This is a genomic window from Nioella sp. MMSF_3534 (assembly GCF_030732985.1).
Lineage (GTDB): Bacteria > Pseudomonadota > Alphaproteobacteria > Rhodobacterales > Rhodobacteraceae > Nioella.
Genome location: NZ_JASHJX010000007.1, coordinates 89,557 through 106,745, shown reverse-complemented (window position 1 = coordinate 106,745; position 17,189 = coordinate 89,557). Strand labels below are relative to the sequence as shown.

Below are 17,189 nucleotides of genomic sequence, written 5' to 3'. Positions count from 1 at the left end.
CTGCGGCCCTTTCTGCTCACCATGTCGGCGCTGAACTTCCCAGATCACAGGCCGGGCGGTCCCACCTCATCGGCACCCCGGACAACTCAAGCGGCGGCAGCAACCGGCGGGCCGGTCCCCAGTGGGTGGCCTCAAGCTCTGCCCTGAAGTCCGCCTCCCCGGCAGGTGCAAGGCCCCCGCGCGCATCCGCCGGGTATTGCGCCAGCAAGGCCGCTGTGCGGGCGAGTGACAGGCGGGCATTCCGCAGCCCCTTTCCCGCGACCGCATCGCGCAACGCCGCAAGGGCGGCCCCCGCCATCAGGTAACCCGTGGCGTGATCCAGCGCCTGCACCGGAAGGGGCGTCGGCTTGTCCGCCCCGGCCCAGTCCATGCCCGCCTGAGCGATTCCCGCCGACATCTGCACGAGGCTGTCATAGCCACGACGCAACGCCCATGGGCCGGTCCAGCCGTAGGCGCACAGCCGGATCTCCATCACCTGCGGCGCGACCCTGGCCCGCCACTCTGCCCCCAATCCCAGTTTCTCCAGCGCATCCGGGCGGTAGCCATTGACGAACAGATCCGCACCGGCCAGCAACTCCGCGAACCGCGCCTGCCCTTCCGGGCTGCGCAGGTCGAGCCGCGCACAGCGCTTGCCAAGCGTCACGTCGGGGGCGAGGCTCGGCTCCTCCCAATCCACCGGGTCGATGCGCAGAACATCCGCGCCGAACCCCGCCAGCGCGCGGGTTGCCACGGGACCGGCCAGAATGCGCGTGAGGTCCAGCACCCGCAGCCCCTTCAGCGGCCTGTCCGGCGTGCCGCCCCAATCGCGGATGCGGCTCTGTCTTGGCGTATCCCAGGCCACCAATGGCTCCGCTGCCACCGCTGCCCCCTGCGGATGCGTGGCCCAGGCCGCGAGACTGCGCATTTCCGCCGCCACGCCGCCCTCGGTGACAACTGCCGTCTCCAGCTCCGCCGCCTGCCAACCGGCAACGGCGCGGGCCACCGCTTCGCGCGTTTCCTCGCATCCCAGGGCGCGGATCGCGGCGGCCCGGTGATGGGGCGCGTTGGTGTGCAGCTTGATCCAGCCATCCGCAGCCCGGTAGTCGCCCGCAAGGTCATCCCAGGCGGGGGGCAGTTCCCACCCCTGCGGCGCGATGGAGAAGGAAAACCAGAGCGAGGCAAGGCGGCGGTTCACCGTGACCGCCGTCGCATCCCCGCCAAGCGCAGACCGCAGCGCAGCCACCCCCTGCCCGACCGCCGCGACCGAGGCCGAAGCCAGATCGCTGACCGCGAAACAGGATGGCAGGCTGCCCTGCCCGGTTTCCGTCCAGTCGCCGCCAAGGCCAAGCGCGTCGTCAATCTCTCTCATGCAAACAAAGCCTTATACTCTTCCCGCAACGCCGCTTTCTGCACCTTGCCCATGGTGTTGCGCGGCAGTTCCGGCAGCACGATCACCCGCTTGGGCTGCTTGAACTTCGCAAGTTCCCCGGCAATCGCCGCAATCAGACCCGCCTCGGACAGCACCGCGTCAGCCTCTGGCACCACGACGGCCACCACCGCCTCGCCGAAATCGGGATGGGGCACGCCGATCACGGCGCTTTCCAGCACGCCGGGCAGATCGTCGACCTTCTCCTCGATTTCCTTGGGGTAGACGTTGAACCCGCCCGAGATGATCAGGTCCTTCGCGCGGCCCACGATGTGAACATAGCCGTCCTCGTCGATGCGCCCCAGATCGCCGGTGATGAAGAACCCGTCCGTGCGCAGTTCCTCCGCCGTCTTCTCCGGCATCTGCCAGTAGCCCGCGAAGACATTGTCGCCGCGCACCTCCAGCACGCCGATCTCGCCCTGCGGCAGCGCCTCCCCGGTTTCGGGGTCGCAGATCTTCAGCTCCACCCCCGGCAGCGGAAAGCCCACGGTGCCTGCCCGCCTGTCGCCCTCATAGGGGTTCGAGGTGTTCATGTTGGTCTCGGTCATGCCGTAGCGTTCGAGGATCGCGTGGCCGGTGACGGCGCGCCAGCGATCATGGGTTTCGGCAAGCAGGGGTGCGGACCCCGACACGAAGAGCCGCATGCCCTTCGCGGCCTCCGCCAGCCCCTCCTGCTGCAAAAGCCGCGTGTAGAAGGTGGGCACCCCCATCAGCGCGGTGGCCTCGGGCATCGCCGCCATGATCGCAGCGGCATCGAAGCCCGGCAGGAAGATGCAGGCCCCGCCCGCCATCAGCGTCACATTGGTGGCGACGAACAGCCCGTGCGTGTGGAAGATCGGCAGCGCGTGGATCAGCACGTCCTGATCGGTAAACCGCCAGTAGTCGCGCAGGGTTTCCGAGTTCGACGCCAAGGCCCGGTGGGTCAGCATCGCGCCCTTTGAGCGGCCCGTTGTGCCCGAGGTGTAGAGGATCGCCGCAAGGTCCAGCGGCCCGCGCGGCACCGGATCGAAGCCGGGCGCCTCCGCATCGCGCGCATCGCGCAGCGTGCCAGTGCCATCGGCGGCGATGGTGCGGATCTGGTCAACGCCACATTCTTGTGCCACCGGGGTAAGCGCCTCCAGCTTGCCGGGGTCGCAGACGAAGAGCGCGGGGGTCGCGTCACCAAGGAAATACCGCAGCTCGGCCGGGGTATAGGCCGTGTTCAGCGGCAGGAACACCGCCCCGGCCAGCACGCAGCCCACGTAAAGCTCCAGCATCTCCTGCGTCTTGGCGGCCTGAACGGCCACGCGGTCGCCGGGCTTCACCCCCATGTGGCGCAGGGCCGAGGCCATGCGTTCGGCATTGTGTAAGAAGGCCCCGTAGCTTACGGCCCGCCCGTCCGAGGCATGGGTCAGGAAGGTCCGGTCCTCTTTGCCGGCAGAAGCGCGGCGCAGCCTGTGGGCGAGGTAATTGCTATCATACATCGGGCCGGTCCTTTCCTGTCGTCACCTTGTTCTGATGCTGCGAAACCGGCCCCGACTGCAAGAGGCTCATCCCCGAAACGCCACCGGGTCGATCGGACCAAGCGGCCCGCCGCAGGCGGCCTCGACCGCGCGCGCCACCTGCAAGAGCCGCGCCTCGCCCCGCGGTGAACCGATCAGTTGAATGCCGACGGGAAGGCCGCTCTCCGATAGACCCACCGGCACAGACACCGCGGGCAGACCAACCGTTGGCGACAGGAAGGAGAATTTCAGCCAGTCGATATAGTCGGTCAGTGGCTGGCCATCCATCTCGCGCGGGAATTCTTCCTCGACCGGGCCGGGCATCAGGCCCACGACCGGGCAGGCCAGCACGTCGAAATGCTTCAGAAAGGCCGCCATCCGGTCGAAGAGGTCCGACTTGACCATATGGGCATGGGTCACGTCATCGACCGTCAACTCACGCCCCTGCTGGATGTTCTGCGCCAGCGTCGGCTTGTAATGGCGCTGGATATGCTCGGGCTCGCGCCCGGTGCCGCTGATCCACAGCAAGCCCCGCAGCGTCCGGTAGGCCCGGTCCAGCCCCGGCAGCTCCGGGCAGTCCTCTTCCACGACACCACCTGCGCGCGCCACCTGCGTCAAAGCGCGTCGAAGATGCGCCTCCACCTCTGCCGAACAGGGGGCGAAGCCGCCGAGTGTGGGCGCAAACGCGATGCGAACCTTTTCATCGGCGCGCATCACGGCCTGTTGAAAGGGTTCGTCCGGCGGCGGGAAGGAGATCGCCCAATCGGGGTTGAAGCCCGCCATGGCATCCAGAAACAGCGCACAATCGCGAACGGACCGCGCCATCGGACCCTGCACCGCCTCGGGGTGGAAGCGGTTGCCCGAGGGGCCGGGGCTGACTAGGCCGGGACTGGGGCGGAAGCCCACGACACCGCAGAAGGCGGCAGGCGTGCGCAGGCTGCCCGCAAGGTCGGAGCCATGTGACAGCCAAAGCTCTCCGGTGGCCAGCGACACCGCTGCGCCGCCGGAACTGCCGCCTGCGTTGCGCGACGTGTCCCACGGGTTGCGGGTCGCGCCGAAGACCGCGTTGAACGTGTTTGCGCCCGCGCCCATTTCCGGCGTGTTGGTCTTGCCAAGGACGACCCCGCCCCGCGCCTCCAGCCGCTGCACCAGCGGGTGGCTGACGGCGGGCACGTGATCGGCATAGCCAAGCGTGCCCCAGGTGGTGCGCACCCCTTCGACCGGGGTCAGGTCCTTGATGCCAATGGGCAGCCCCGCCAACCAGCCGGGGTGATCGGCTTGGCCCCGGTCCGGCACCGCTGCCCGCGCGCGCGCCTCGCAGGTCGTCACCACCGCGTTCACCGCTGGCTCCACCGCCGCGATCCGCGCCATTGCCGCGTCGATCAGCTCACCGGGCGAGACCTCGCCCGCTTTCAGCATCGCCACGACCTCATGCGCGGGTTTCGCGCAGATTTCCGGCCCCGTGAACTGCGTCCCGACCATGTGTTCGCCTCCCTGTTTCGCCTCACCATGGGCGATGCGCGCGGCAATGAAAACCATGATCACGCGGGGTCTGGGCAATCGCTGCGCCGCACCGCATAATTGCCGCCCATGGGACGACGCCTGACCAGAAGCTTCGGTAGCACGCCTGCCCTGCGATCACTGCTGGTGATCGTGGCACTGGCGGTCGGGATCAGCCTTGCCGCCCTGCCCCGGCTGGAACGCTACTTCCTTCTGCAAGCGGCGGCGCGGGAGGAATCGACCCTGCGGCTTGCCACCGAATCCCTGCGCGGTGCCCTCAACCGCACCGATGTGCTGCCCCGGCTGCTGGCCGAACGCCCAATTCTGGCCCGCATCCTGCGCGACCCCGACAATCAGGGGCTGGTGCCCTATGCCAATGAACAGCTGCGCCAGACGGCCCTGACGCTGAACGTCGCCGATATCTGGGTGATGGACGGGGACGGGCTGACCATCGCCGCCAGCAATTACCGGCGCGAGACCTCTTTCGTTGGCCGGCGGTTCGACTACCGGCCCTATTTCACCGACGCCCTGACCGAAGGACGTGGCCGGTTTCACGCGCTTGGCACCACCTCTGGCGAACGAGGCTACTATTTCGCCGCCCCGATACTGGACGGAACCGAGATCGTGGGGGTCGTGGCGGTCAAGATACTGATGGACGAGTTCGAGGCCACCTGGCGCGACAGCCCCAACACCATCGTCGTGACCGACCCCAGCAACGTGATTTTCCTGTCTGACCGCACCGATTGGCATTTCAACAGCCTCGGGCCGATCCCCGAACCGGCGTTGGACACGATCGTCGCCACGCGGCAATACCCGCTGGACCGGCTGCAACTGCTGCAAACCGAACGGCGCGCCCTGACACAAGGCCATGATCTGCTGACCGTCACCGGGGGCGACGGGCGCGAGGAGTTCGTCACCAGCACCGGGCTGATCGCTGCCGTCGGCTGGCGCGTGTCGGTTCTGACGCCGACCGGCCCGGCTTTGCTTCAGGCCCGCCAGACCATGGCGCTGATCGTGCTCGTCTTCCTGTTTGCCGGGCTGGTCGCGGTCCTGTTCCTGCAACGGCGCGCGCGACTCGTTGAACGGCTGGAACAGCAGCGCCAGCATCGCGAACAACTGGAACGCCGCGTGGCCGAGCGCACCGCCGATCTCAACAGCGCCAATGCGCAGCTGGTGCAGGAGATTGAGGAGCGCAAGGCCACCGAGCAGCGTCTGCGCCAGACCCAGACGGAACTGGTGCAGGCGGGCAAGCTCGCGGCGCTTGGCCAGATGTCGGCGGCCCTGAGCCACGAGTTCAACCAGCCGCTGGCCGCCGTGAAGGCCTATGCCGAAAACGCCGCCACCTTCCTCGACCGCGACCGCCCCGAGGACGCGCGCAAGAATGTCGGGCTGATTTCACAGATGGCCGACCGGATGGCCTCGATTTCAAAGCATCTGCGCAACTTTGCCCGGCGGCCACAGGAAAAGATCGGGCCGATCCCTCTGGTGGCGGTTCTGGGCGATGCTTTGGACCTGATGGCCCCCAAGCTGAAGGCCGCGAAGGCGACGGTCCACTACGATCCGCCTGCGCAGGACATTATGGTGATGGGCGGGCGCGTGCGGCTGCAACAGGTTCTGGTCAACCTCCTGTCAAATGCGCTCGATGCGATGGAAACGCTGGAGAGGCCCGAGATCGAGATTGCCGTTCTGGGCGACGGCTCCCGGCATAGGGTGGAAGTGCGCGACCGGGGGCCGGGCCTGACCGAAGACACGCTGACCCATATCTTCGATCCGTTCTTCACCACCAAAAGCCCCGGCAAGGGTCTGGGCCTTGGCCTGTCGATCTCGTACAACATCGTGCGAGATTTCGGCGGTACGCTGGCCGCCCGCAACCATCCCGAAGGAGGCGCCGTGTTCATCGTCGATCTGGCCCAGGCCCCGGATCAACAGGCGGTGGCCGCCCAATGACCCGCGAAACCATTCTCTTTGTCGATGACGAGGACCACCTGCGGCTGGCGGCGGAACAGACACTGCATCTGGAGGATCTGGACGTCACCTGCTTTTCCGATGCCGCAACCGCGCTGTCGCATGTGGCGCGGGACTTTCCGGGCATTCTGGTCACCGATATCCGTATGCCGGGCATGGACGGGCTGACCCTGATGGCCAAGGCGCTGGAAATCGACCCGGAGTTTCCCGTGATCCTTGTCACCGGTCACGGCGACGTGGATCTTGCGGTACAGTCGATGCGCGACGGGGCCTATGATTTCCTCGAAAAGCCCTATGCCCCGTCCCGGCTGGTGACGACCGTGCGCCGGGCGCTGGACAAGCGGCGGCTGACGCTGGAAAACCGGGCGCTGCGGCGGCAGGTGGGCGCGCGCGACACGATCGAGGCGCGGCTGACCGGGCGATCCGAGGTGATGACAAAGCTGCGCGCGCAGGTCCGCGCGATTGCCGCGACCGAGGCCGATGTGCTGATCCAGGGTGCCACCGGCACCGGCAAGGAGGTCGCAGCCCGCGCCATCCACCGCGCCAGTGCCCGCGACGGCAAGCCCTTCGTTCATATCAACTGCGCCGCCCTGCCCGCCGATCTGATCGAGAGCGAGTTGTTCGGGCATGAGGCCGGGGCCTTCCCCGGTGCCACCCGCGCCCGGTTCGGAAAGTTCGAACATGCGCGCGGCGGGACGGTCTTTCTCGATGAGATCGACGCGATGAGCCAGCCGGTGCAGGCCAAATTGCTGACCGCGATCCAGAACCGGACGGTAACACGGCTTGGCTCCAACGACCCGATCGCGCTGGATGTCCGGTTCATCGCCGCCTCGAAGCAGGATCTGGAGGCAGAGGCCGCCGCTGGCACCTTCCGCCCCGATCTGCTCTATCGCCTGAATGTCGTCACCCTGCGCATCCCCGATCTTGAGGACCGGCGCGAGGATATCCCACGGCTGTTCACCCATCTGGTGGCCGAGGCCGCTGCCCGCTACAAGCTGCCGATCCCGGAAATTCCCGGTGCCGTGCTGACCGCCGTTGCCGCCCGCAAATGGACCGGAAATGTGCGCGAGCTGCGCAACGCCGCCGACCGCTTCGCATTGGGGCTCGATCTGGATATCGGCAACCCGGCGTCATCCGGCGCTGAGGGCCGCAGCCTCGCCGACAGCATGGCGGAGCACGAGAAATCCCTGATCGCCGCCAGCCTGACGGCCCATGGGGGCAGCCTGAAAGACACCTATGAATCGCTCGGGCTGAGCCGCAAGGCGCTCTATGAGAAGATGCAGAAACACGGGCTGTCGCGCGGGTCATTCACCGACGAGGGCTGACTTATCCGCGCGATGTGTCGCCTTCGGAACACCCGGAGGCCCGGTTTGTCCCCTGCGCGACCCATCCGTCAGGTTTTCTTTGCATGGCAGCCATTTCCCGCTTGCAAGGCAGTTGAACCGGAAGCGGCCTTTCCCGCTACTGCGCCGTGCATGGCCCGCCTGAGGGCCCCGGATGGAGAGGAGGCTTCATTCGGACAAAGCCGGAAACGACCGGCATGAACCGGAGGACAACTCACAATGAAATTCACCAAAGTCACGGCGTTCGCGCTGACCACCGCGCTGACCACGACCGTCGCATTCGCCGATGGCCACATGGACCGCGAAGGCTGGCCTGAAAGCTTCACCGTCGGCACCGCGTCTCAGGGCGGCACCTATTTCGCCTATGGCTCCGGTTGGGCCAACCTTGTGGCGGAAGAGCTTGGCATCACCGGCGGCGGCGAAGTCACGGGTGGCCCAATGCAGAACATGGCGCTGGTCCACACCGGCGAAGCGCAGTTCGGCATGACCACCATGGGCCCGGCGGCGGAATCGCTGCAAGGCACCAACCCGATCGCGCCGGGCCTTCCGATGACCAACGCCTGCGCCATGTTCCCGATGTATCAGACGCCGTTCTCGGTCACCGCGCTGGCCTCGTCGGGGATTGCGTCCATCGCCGACATCCCGGCAGGCGCCCGCATCGGCTTCGGCCCCGCAGGCTCCACCTCGGACACCTACTTCCCGCGGATGATGGAAACGCTTGGCGTCGATTTCGAGCGTCGTAACGGCGGCTGGTCCGACCTTGGCGGCCAGCTTCAGGACGGTCTGCTTGACGTGATCGCCTTCGCTGCCGGTGTGCCGGTTCCTGCCGTCAGCCAGCTGGAAGTGCAGACCGACGTGAACATCATCGAGTTCACCGAGGAAGAGCAGGCCACGATCATGGAGGCCTTCCCGGTCAGCCAGTTCGACATTGCAGCCGACACCTACACCACGCTGGAAGCGCCTGCGCGCTCGGTCTCGATGTGGAACTTCGCCATCGCCAATTGCGACCTGCCGGCCAGCTTCGTCTATGCCGTCGTCGATGTGGTGATGTCGGATAACGAGCGCATGGTGAACATCCACCGTGCCGCCCGCTCCACCCTGCCGGAAAACTGGGACCGCAACGGTGTTCTGATGTGGCACCCCGGTGCCGCCCAGTGGTTCGCCGAAAACGCCGGCGCGGACATCCCCGCCGACATGATCCACGGCGACATGTAATCGCGGCCTGAGGCCTGAAAACCCGTGCCGCGCCCCAACCCAGGGCGCGGCATTTTTCAAACCGGGATCCGCCTGACATCTCTCCCCGGGCGGAGCGGAGGGGACCATGACAAACCAAACTGCACAAGACGAGGACATCATTCTCGCAGAGGGCGTGGATGAAGAACCCGTCGAACGGAACCGGCGGCTTTTCGGCGGAACATCCGCCATCCTGCTGGCCACGCTGGCGACGCTTTATGCCGCTTTCCACATGCTGGCGCTGAACGGCGTGTCCATCAGCGACTGGACCGGGATCGACATTCCCTTCCTGCCGCAATTCCCGCTGGAAACCTGGAACTTCCGCATCGTCCATATCGCGGGCGCCGTTGTTCTTGGGTTCCTCCTCTTTTCTGCCCGGCTCTTCCGGGACGAGGAGCGTCCGGCAACACCGCTTCTGTCCAAGGCGGGCTATCTTCTGCTGCTGCCTGTTGCGGTGGCGGCCTATACGGCCATCGGCTTTGCCATGCTCATCAACTCGGGCACGCTTCAGGAAATGGGCGGCCTGACGGTCTGGATTTCCAGCCCGCAGATTCCTGCCGGGGCTGAGGTTTACGCGCAGGAGATCTACTGGTTCGGTCTGCCCCTTCTGGTGGCCACAATCGGCGCCATCGTTTTGGGCTGGTTCGAAAACGCCCCGCGCGACCGCTTTGCCACCTCGGACATCGTGCTTGCCGCTTGTGGGCTGGTTGTCGCCGTCTACCTCGTGGCGATCTACGGCACCGCCGCCCGGAACTCGGTCGGGACGCCCTTCGTTCCCATCGGCGTGGCCTTCGCCGCCACCGCTGGCACGGCCCTGATCATGGAGCTGACGCGCCGCGTGGCGGGTCTGGCGTTGGTGATCATCACCGGGGTGTTCCTGACCTATACTTTCACGGCGCACCTGCTGCCCGGTATCCTGGCCGTGCAGACGCCCTACACATGGCAGCGCTTCTTCGGCCATGTCTATTCGGATGCGGGCATCCTTGGGCCGACCACGGCGGTCAGCTCGACCTACATCATCCTGTTCATCATCTTCGCGGCCTTCCTGCAGGCGTCGAAAGTGGGCGACTACTTCGTCAACTTCGCCTTCGCCGCCGCCGGTCGCGCGCGCGGTGGTCCCGCCAAGGTGGCGATCTTCGCCTCGGGCCTGATGGGCATGATCAACGGCACCTCTGCGGGCAACGTGGTGGCCACCGGGTCGCTGACGATCCCGCTGATGAAGAAGGTGGGCTATCACAAGAAGACCGCTGGCGCGATCGAGGCCGCAGCGTCCACGGGCGGGCAGATCATGCCGCCGATCATGGGCGCGGGCGCCTTCATCATGGCCGAGATCACCGGCATCCCCTACCAGGAGATTGCCATCGCGGCGATCATCCCGGCGATCCTCTACTTCGCGTCGATCTATTTCATGGTCGATCTGGAGGCCGCCAAACTGGGCATGCGCGGCATGCGCGAGGATGAACTGCCGAAGCTGAACAAGATGATCCGTCAGGTTTATCTGTTCGTTCCGATCATCATCCTGATCGTGGCGCTGTTCTACGGCTACTCGGTCATTCGGGCGGGCACGCTGGCCACAGTGGCGGCGGCTGTCGTCAGCTGGCTGACCCCCAACCGGATGGGCCTGCGCTCGATCCTGCATGCGTTCGAACTGGCGGGGATCATGTCGATCCAGATCATCGCGGTCTGTGCCTGTGCGGGTATCATCGTGGGTGTGATCAGCCTGACGGGCGTCGGCGCGCGCTTCTCCTCGATGCTGCTGGATATCGCTGCGGCCTCGCAGTTGCTGGCGCTGTTCTTCGCCATGTGCATCGCGATCCTGCTTGGGATGGGCATGCCCACCACGGCGGCCTATGCGGTTGCGGCGTCCGTGGTGGCGCCGGGCCTCGTGAACCTCGGCATCCCGCAACTGACGGCACATTTCTTCGTCTTCTACTTCGCGGTCGTCTCGGCCATCACGCCGCCGGTGGCGCTGGCCAGCTACGCGGCGGCGGGGATATCGGGGTCAAACCCGATGGAGACCTCGGTGGCGTCCTTCAAGATCGGGATCTCGGCCTTCGTGGTGCCCTTCATGTTCTTCTACAATTCGGCCATCCTGATGGACGGAACGTGGTTCGAAGTGATCCGCGCCGCAACCACCGCGACCGTGGGCGTGTTCCTGCTGTCCTGCGGCATGCAGGGCTGGTTCATGGGCGGGCGCACCGCCTGGTTCCTGCGCGTGGGTCTTGTCGCGGCGGCGCTGTTCATGATCGAAGGCGGATGGGTGTCTGACATCATCGGCCTTGGGGGCGCTGTGGCAATCTTCTTCGTGCAGAAGGTCTTCCACCCCTCGCCCGATGCCACCTTCGATGTGCGGGGCGCAGACTGAGCCTTGGCGCAGGTCAAAGAGACCGAAGGGCCGTCCGGTTCGGGCGGCCCTTCTTCATGTCCTCTGCCGCCGAAAACGAAAAACGCGCCCCAAAAGGGCGCGTCTTTTTCTGGCAGCTTGTCAGATCTGGTCAGGCGGCTTCGGCCTGGTTCCGGCGTTCGCTTTCCTCGCGCGACAGCGCGACAGAGGTCCGCACCCCGTTGGCAACGAATGCCATCAGGCCATCGACCACCCGTTCATTCGGGTCGATACCGGCGCAGGACAGAACCTCGCGCCCATCACGGGACCGGGCCCACCGGGCGATCTGCTCGGGGCCGTTACCGTATTTCTTGTCATCAGCGATGGCGTCATCCAAAGCGGCAAGGACCACGGCCGCAAACAGCTTGCGGGACCGCTGGCCCTGTTCGTGGTTGAATGCCGTTCCATCAACGAAATCTCTCATTCCGTCGTCCTTTTTATTGCTCTTGCATTTCCGGCGTGGCGTCCCTTATGCCCATAGTATGAGCGATTCGGGTGTGTAATCTTCGCATACTAGGTATGCACGTACCGCATGCCTGGTGCACAATCCTCTCAATTTCAGGTGTATTGCCACCTCTGCCAACGGCAGATATAGGATCTGCCAAGATTTTCTCAACCTTTCGCCACGGAAAAGACTCATGCCCAAGATCAACGGCAACGAAATTCGCCCGGGAAACGTGCTGGAACATAACGGCGGCCTTTGGGCAGCCGTGAAAGTGGATCATGTGAAACCTGGCAAGGGCGGTGCCTTCGCCCAGGTCGAGATGCGCAACCTGCGCAACGGTTCCAAACTGAACGAACGCTTCCGCAGCGCCGACAAGGTGGAACGGGTCCGGCTGGAACAGAAGGACCAGCAGTTCCTTTATGAGAGCGACGGTATGCTGGTGTTCATGGATGCCGAAACCTACGAACAGATCGAACTGCCCGCCGACCTGCTTGGCGACCGCCGCCCCTTCCTGCAGGATGGCATGACCATCGTGGTGGAGTTCTACGAGTCCGAAGCCCTGAACGCCACCGTGCCGCAGAAGGTGACCTGCAAGATCGTCGAGACCGAGCCGGTGGTGAAGGGACAGACCGCTGCCAACAGCTTCAAGCCCGCGATCCTCGATAACGGGGTCAAGGTCATGGTGCCGCCTTTCGTGGGCCAGGACGAGATGATCGTCGTCAACACCGAAACGATGGAATATTCCGAACGCGCGTGACGAAGCGCGGGGAAGATCCTTGAAGGATCTTTCAAGAATTTTGCAAAATTCTTTGCCGCCCGGATCCAGACGTTGGACCGGGCGGCAGGCGTTTCAGCGGGACCCACCCCAGGGCGACCGGCGATCCACCCGGCGCTGTCCCGCACGGGGGATACGGGTGTTGTCCCCGATCTCCTCCGGTTCAGACCGTCGCGGCCCCGACCGGGTTGTGTAGGTCCATCTGGGTTCGCTGTTGCGCGCTTCATGCGGTGGTAGCCCGTGATTGAGGCGCCAGAAAGCAGGCCCACCCCGCCGCAGCCAGGCGGGCAGGATCAGAACCACACCGGCGATGAACCCACCCGCATGGGCCCAGTAGGCGACACCGCCACCCGCCGCATCCATCGCCGCGCCATTGACCAGCTGCAGCCCGAACCACAGACCCAGCATCAGCCAGGCGGGCACGGTGATGACCTTGATGATCACGAAGATGATCAGCGCCAGGTCCACCCGCGCCCTCGGGAACAGCATCAGATACCCCCCCATCACCCCGGCGATCGCCCCCGATGCGCCGACCATGGGCACCGTCGAGCCCGGATCCGCCGCCATCTGCGCGAAGGCCGCCGCGACACCACCGGCGAGGTAGAAGATCAGATAGCCGATATGCCCGAGCTGATCCTCCAGATTGTCCCCGAAGATATAGAGAAACAGCATGTTGCCGATGATATGCATCCAGCCGCCATGCAGGAACATGGAGGTGATGATCGTATGCATCTCCAGCCCCTGAGAGGCTTCTGCCGGAACCAGGGCCCAATCCATGTAGAAGGCCATCAGCAGATGTTCCTGACCGCCGATGCTGGGAAAATAGCTCAGAAACACCACGACGTTGATCGCGATCAGCGCCCAGGTGACGAAAGGAGTCCGTTCGGACGGGTTGTGATCGCGCAATGGAAACATGAGGTCCAGATTGGACTCTCACGCCCCAAGGTCAAGGGCCATGACCCTATTCGATGTCCTGCGCGGCAAGCGCCAGGCGGATTTCACGGCGCACCAGCTTGCGCACATTGCGCGTGATGCGCACGCCCATTTCCCCCTGCAGCTCTTCGCGAACGACCTCGGCAATGATCTCGCGCAGGGCTTCTTCATCCACGAAACCGTCCCCGTCATCGGGGAAGGCGAACGGGGTTTCGCCCAGGTCCTCCACATCGTCGAGCGCGTCCGGAGACGGGCCCTTTACCTCTGTTTCACGCGCGAGGAAATCGGTCACGACTCCGTCTTCGTCAACCGGTTCCGAGGTTTCGTCGGCTTCGGCTTCGGCTTCGGCTTCGGCTTCGGCTTCGGCTTCGGCTTCGGCTTCGGCTTCGGCTTCGGCTTCGGCTTCGAAAGCCTGTTCCCGGACCAGGTCCGCCGCAACCTGTTCCGCGATCTCGTCCGACCGCTCAGACCCTTCCCCTGTGGCGAGGGTGCCATCCTCAACCGGATCCGCCTGCGCGCGCAGGATTTCCACCTTCACGCGCGGGGCGTTTTCAGCCGGGGGGGCATTTGCTGCGCGGGCCTCGGCCAGTTCCAGCGTCGGCGTGGGCAGGTCCCCATCGGGAAGCGCATCGTTATCCTCACCCGGCTCGTAATCGCTGACGCTCGATGTGCTGCGGATGAAGGACAGGGGCACATCGGCGAATTCCTCATCATCCACCTCGGCGGCGGCCTCTGCCACGTCCTGCAACAAGGCCTCGGTTACATCGACCGGGTCGGTCAGCCCGTCATCCAGCGGGGTGCCTTCCGCTGCCGCGAGGTCACCCGCCTCCCACTGGTCGGCCTGCAATTGCGGATCCGGCATGTGCTCAGCCTGCACCTCCGGCACCTCAACGTCGCCGGCAGAGTCGTCGGCCCACAATTCGCGCGCCCAATCGGCCCCGTCATCGCGCGCGATATCCGCGTTTTCGACAGGGGCGCTGTCCGCACTCTCTGACTGTTGCGCTTCCCCGGCGCGCGGGACAATCGGAACCCAGGGATCCTCCGGGTCGGTGACGCGCAAGGCCGGTGTCAGAAGCAGGCGGTCACCCGCAGCCGGCGCGTCCTCAGGGGGCTGCACGACACCATCAGGGCGCGGCTCCGACGCCTCTGCCCTGGCAGGTTCGGATCGCGCCGGGGGCTGGTGTTCGGACACCAGTCGCCTGATAGAGGACAGGACATCCTCGATCTCATCGGATTTCGCCGCGTCTGCCATTTGGACCACTCCGCTCTTGCCGCACCTGCCCCGGGGCACAAGGGTTTGTTTTCCGGGCAGGATAGACTCCGCGGGCCGTTCGGGCAATGGATAGCTAAACTTGTGCCTATCGCGGGCTCAGTCGCGCCCAAGGCGGTCCAGCACCGCATCCAGTTGCTGACCCTGCCGTGAAATCGGCCGGATCGGCGCACCGCTGACCGCGTTGTAATAGGCCGTCGGGTCATATTCCGGCACGTCCAGCCCCAGATGGTCGACGGTCAGCAGGCCCATGGCCGCCAAAAGCCCATAGCTTGCGGTGTACAGCGATGTCTGGGCCTCGATCAGGCCGATGCGCGCCTCCAGCAGGTCCTGTTCGGCGTCCAGCACATCGAGCGTTGTCCGTGCGCCAAGCGATGCCTCTTCCTGAATGCCGCGGAAGGCCAGCTGGCTGGCGCGAATCTGCTGCTGCGAGGCCTGGATAGAGGCCGAGGCGATTCGAATCTGCGCATAGGCGTTGCCGATACCCTGCAACACCTCGCGCGTGGCATAGTTCAGTTCAGCCTGGGTCGCGTGCAGCGTGGCCAATGCAATCCGTTCTGCAGAGGCAAGCCGCCCACCCGCATAAAGAGGCTGCGTCAGTTCGATGGACAAACGCGTAGACCCCTCACCATTCGCAGACGGCGCCGGGTCAAAGCCGGTCGAGGCCGAAACACTGACCTCGGGACCGTAGTCGGTGCGGGCAGCGGCAAGGCTCAGCTCATCGGCGCGGACCTCATGCTGAAGGGCCAGGATCGCGGGGTGCGACACCCGCGCGATGGCGACGGCTTCGTCCTCGGAGGCGGGCAGAGACGGAAACCCGCCGGGCCCGGACAGCCCGTTTGACCCGCGCCCCACGGCAATCTCGAACAGTTCGCGGTCGATCATCAGCGCGCCTTGCGCGGCCACCAATGCCCCACGCGCCTGCGCCAGCTGCGCCTCGGCCTGCGCCACGTCGGTCCGGGTGGCTTCGCCAACCTCGAACCGGTCCTCTGCCGCGCGCAGCTGTTGGGTGATCACCCGCACGTTGCTTTCGCGGACCTGAACGACCTGCATGTCACGCCAGACCTGCATATAGGCCGTCACCGCATCGAGCAGCACCCGCTGTTCGAGGTTCACCAACCCCTGACGGGTGGCCAGCACGGTTTCCTGCGCCGCATCGCGGGCCAGGCGACGGCCGCCGCCGTCATAGACCAGCATCGAGGCCACGAGGCTGAGACGGTCCGTCTGGCGATCGGCCGGGATATCCCATTGCGATGAGGCCACGAAGGACAGAACCGGCCGCAACCCGGCAACCTGCTGTGCGACGCTTTCATCCTGCAGGCGCAGAAGATAGCGGTTCTGTTCCAGAAGATCGGAGTTCCGATAGGCATCGGCCAGCGCGTCGGACAGACTGTCGGCGCTTGCCGCGAAGGGGGACAGCGCGGCACCGACGGCAATCGCCGTGGCGGCCAGATGTCTCAGGATCGTCGCACGCATATGTTCTTTCCCCCGGTCACACCCCCCGGTGGGAACCCCGGGGTTACAGTTTATAAGACGAAACCCGACTGCTTTGTGAAGCCGGGAAGAACGGGTGCCGTCGCGTTAAACGCCATGCGCCAGTTCATCTTGCCATCCAATTTGTGCCCGATCCGGCATTCGCCAAGGGGGCCATCCATGAAAATCGCCGCGATACGGCCACCTTCCTTGAGCTGATCGGTCAGCGCATCGGGCACGGTCTCGACCCCGCCTTCAATGCAGATCACGTCATAGGGGCCGTGCTTGGCGCTGCCCTCGGCCAGCGCGCCTTCGATCACGGCGACATTGTCGACGCCCTGCGCGCTGAGCGTGGACTGTGCGTCTTCGGCCATGCCCGCAACCTCTTCCACGGCCACGACAGCCTCGGCCAGATGCGCCAGCACCGCCGCCGAATAGCCAAGACCGCAGCCCAGATCGAGCACCAGCTCGTCCTGACCGACATTCAGAGCATCCAGCATCTTGCCCTGGCTGCGCGGTTCCAACACCACACGGCCGCCTTCCAGCGTCACGTTCTCGCCCATATAGGCCACGTTGCGCAGCGCCTCGGGCAGATATGCCTCGCGCGCCACGGTCAGCATGGCTTCGATGATGTTGAACTTCGTGACGTCCTGCGTGCGGACCTGAGTGTCGACCATCACGGTGCGGAGGGTGGCAAAATCTTGCATGTTCGAACCCGGGAAGCTTGTTGTTTCGCCCCTCTTGCCACAGTGGGCCAGCAGGGGCAACGGACAAGCCGCCGCGCGCATCCGGTGCGCCCCTCGCCGATGCAGAAACAGCGCATTCGCCAGGTGCGTCTCAGGGATCAATCAAGCGAGATGATGAATCGAACAAGGTCGGGCGCGTTCGCGGAGTGGTCGAACGCAGCGGTTTGCAATATCGCACCCCATCACCGGTTCGCATCCCGGACCCGCCTCCCGGTCAAGACCGGAATGCCATGTTCT

General features: G+C 65.3%; 13 protein-coding genes. 5 read left to right on the top strand and 8 right to left on the bottom strand.

The features are described 5' to 3' along the window. Positions 1-16: 16 nt before the first annotated feature. From RBB16_RS04905 to RBB16_RS04895, 3 genes are all read right to left on the bottom strand, one after another. The gene (locus tag RBB16_RS04905; protein WP_306045097.1) at positions 17-1,348 is read right to left on the bottom strand and encodes a CoA transferase; all 1,332 of its coding nucleotides are present in this window, start codon (positions 1,346-1,348) and stop codon (positions 17-19) included. After that, positions 1,345-2,868 carry a malonyl-CoA synthase gene (locus RBB16_RS04900; protein ID WP_306045096.1) on the bottom strand — a complete coding sequence of 508 codons (1,524 nt, stop codon included), beginning with the start codon at positions 2,866-2,868 and terminating at the stop codon, positions 1,345-1,347. The genes RBB16_RS04905 and RBB16_RS04900 overlap by 4 nt, the downstream gene beginning before the upstream one ends. A gap of 66 nt (positions 2,869-2,934) precedes the next feature. Further along, positions 2,935-4,446 carry an amidase gene (locus RBB16_RS04895; protein ID WP_306045095.1) on the bottom strand — a complete coding sequence of 504 codons (1,512 nt, stop codon included), beginning with the start codon at positions 4,444-4,446 and terminating at the stop codon, positions 2,935-2,937. A 30-nt stretch (positions 4,447-4,476) separates the two neighbouring features. On the opposite strand from RBB16_RS04895, the gene RBB16_RS04890 reads away from it, so the two are divergent. The 4 genes from RBB16_RS04890 (at position 4,477) to RBB16_RS04875 (ending at position 11,292) form a co-directional block, all read left to right on the top strand. After that, the gene (locus RBB16_RS04890; RefSeq protein ID WP_306045094.1) at positions 4,477-6,333 is read left to right on the top strand and encodes an ATP-binding protein; all 1,857 of its coding nucleotides are present in this window, start codon (positions 4,477-4,479) and stop codon (positions 6,331-6,333) included. Further along, a complete protein-coding gene (locus tag RBB16_RS04885) occupies positions 6,330-7,676 on the top strand; it encodes a sigma-54 dependent transcriptional regulator (RefSeq protein ID WP_306045092.1) in 1,347 nt (448 codons plus the stop codon). Before RBB16_RS04890 ends, RBB16_RS04885 begins: the two co-directional genes overlap by 4 nt. Before the next feature lie 237 nt (positions 7,677-7,913). Further along, complete coding sequence (locus RBB16_RS04880; protein WP_071690649.1) at positions 7,914-8,909, top strand: TAXI family TRAP transporter solute-binding subunit; 996 nt, start codon at positions 7,914-7,916, stop codon at positions 8,907-8,909. A gap of 106 nt (positions 8,910-9,015) precedes the next feature. Beyond that, positions 9,016-11,292, top strand: a complete 2,277-nt coding sequence (locus tag RBB16_RS04875) for a TRAP transporter fused permease subunit (protein WP_306045091.1) — start codon at positions 9,016-9,018, stop codon at positions 11,290-11,292. Positions 11,293-11,422: 130 nt separating this feature from the next. On the opposite strand, the gene RBB16_RS04870 is transcribed toward RBB16_RS04875, so the two are convergent. Beyond that, a complete protein-coding gene (locus tag RBB16_RS04870; protein ID WP_071690647.1) occupies positions 11,423-11,734 on the bottom strand; it encodes a DUF6280 family protein in 312 nt (103 codons plus the stop codon). A 214-nt stretch (positions 11,735-11,948) separates the two neighbouring features. Here RBB16_RS04870 and efp point away from each other — a divergent pair, with 214 nt between their 5' ends. Beyond that, complete coding sequence (gene efp, locus RBB16_RS04865; RefSeq protein WP_071690646.1) at positions 11,949-12,512, top strand: elongation factor P; 564 nt, start codon at positions 11,949-11,951, stop codon at positions 12,510-12,512. 93 nt (positions 12,513-12,605) lie between these two features. Here efp and RBB16_RS04860 read toward each other — a convergent pair whose 3' ends face one another. The 4 genes from RBB16_RS04860 to RBB16_RS04845 all read right to left on the bottom strand — a co-directional run bounded on the left by RBB16_RS04860 (position 12,606) and on the right by RBB16_RS04845 (position 16,913). Beyond that, the gene (locus RBB16_RS04860) at positions 12,606-13,445 is read right to left on the bottom strand and encodes a rhomboid family intramembrane serine protease (RefSeq protein WP_306045090.1); all 840 of its coding nucleotides are present in this window, start codon (positions 13,443-13,445) and stop codon (positions 12,606-12,608) included. 46 nt (positions 13,446-13,491) lie between these two features. Continuing rightward, entirely contained in the window at positions 13,492-14,715 is a 1,224-nt protein-coding gene (locus RBB16_RS04855) for a hypothetical protein (protein ID WP_306045089.1), read from the bottom strand. A 117-nt stretch (positions 14,716-14,832) separates the two neighbouring features. Next, positions 14,833-16,209 carry a TolC family outer membrane protein gene (locus tag RBB16_RS04850; protein WP_306045088.1) on the bottom strand — a complete coding sequence of 459 codons (1,377 nt, stop codon included), beginning with the start codon at positions 16,207-16,209 and terminating at the stop codon, positions 14,833-14,835. Positions 16,210-16,259: 50 nt separating this feature from the next. Next, positions 16,260-16,913 (bottom strand): protein-L-isoaspartate O-methyltransferase, encoded by a 654-nt coding sequence (locus RBB16_RS04845; protein WP_306045087.1) that lies wholly within the window; start codon positions 16,911-16,913, stop codon positions 16,260-16,262. Positions 16,914-17,189 lie beyond the last annotated feature (276 nt).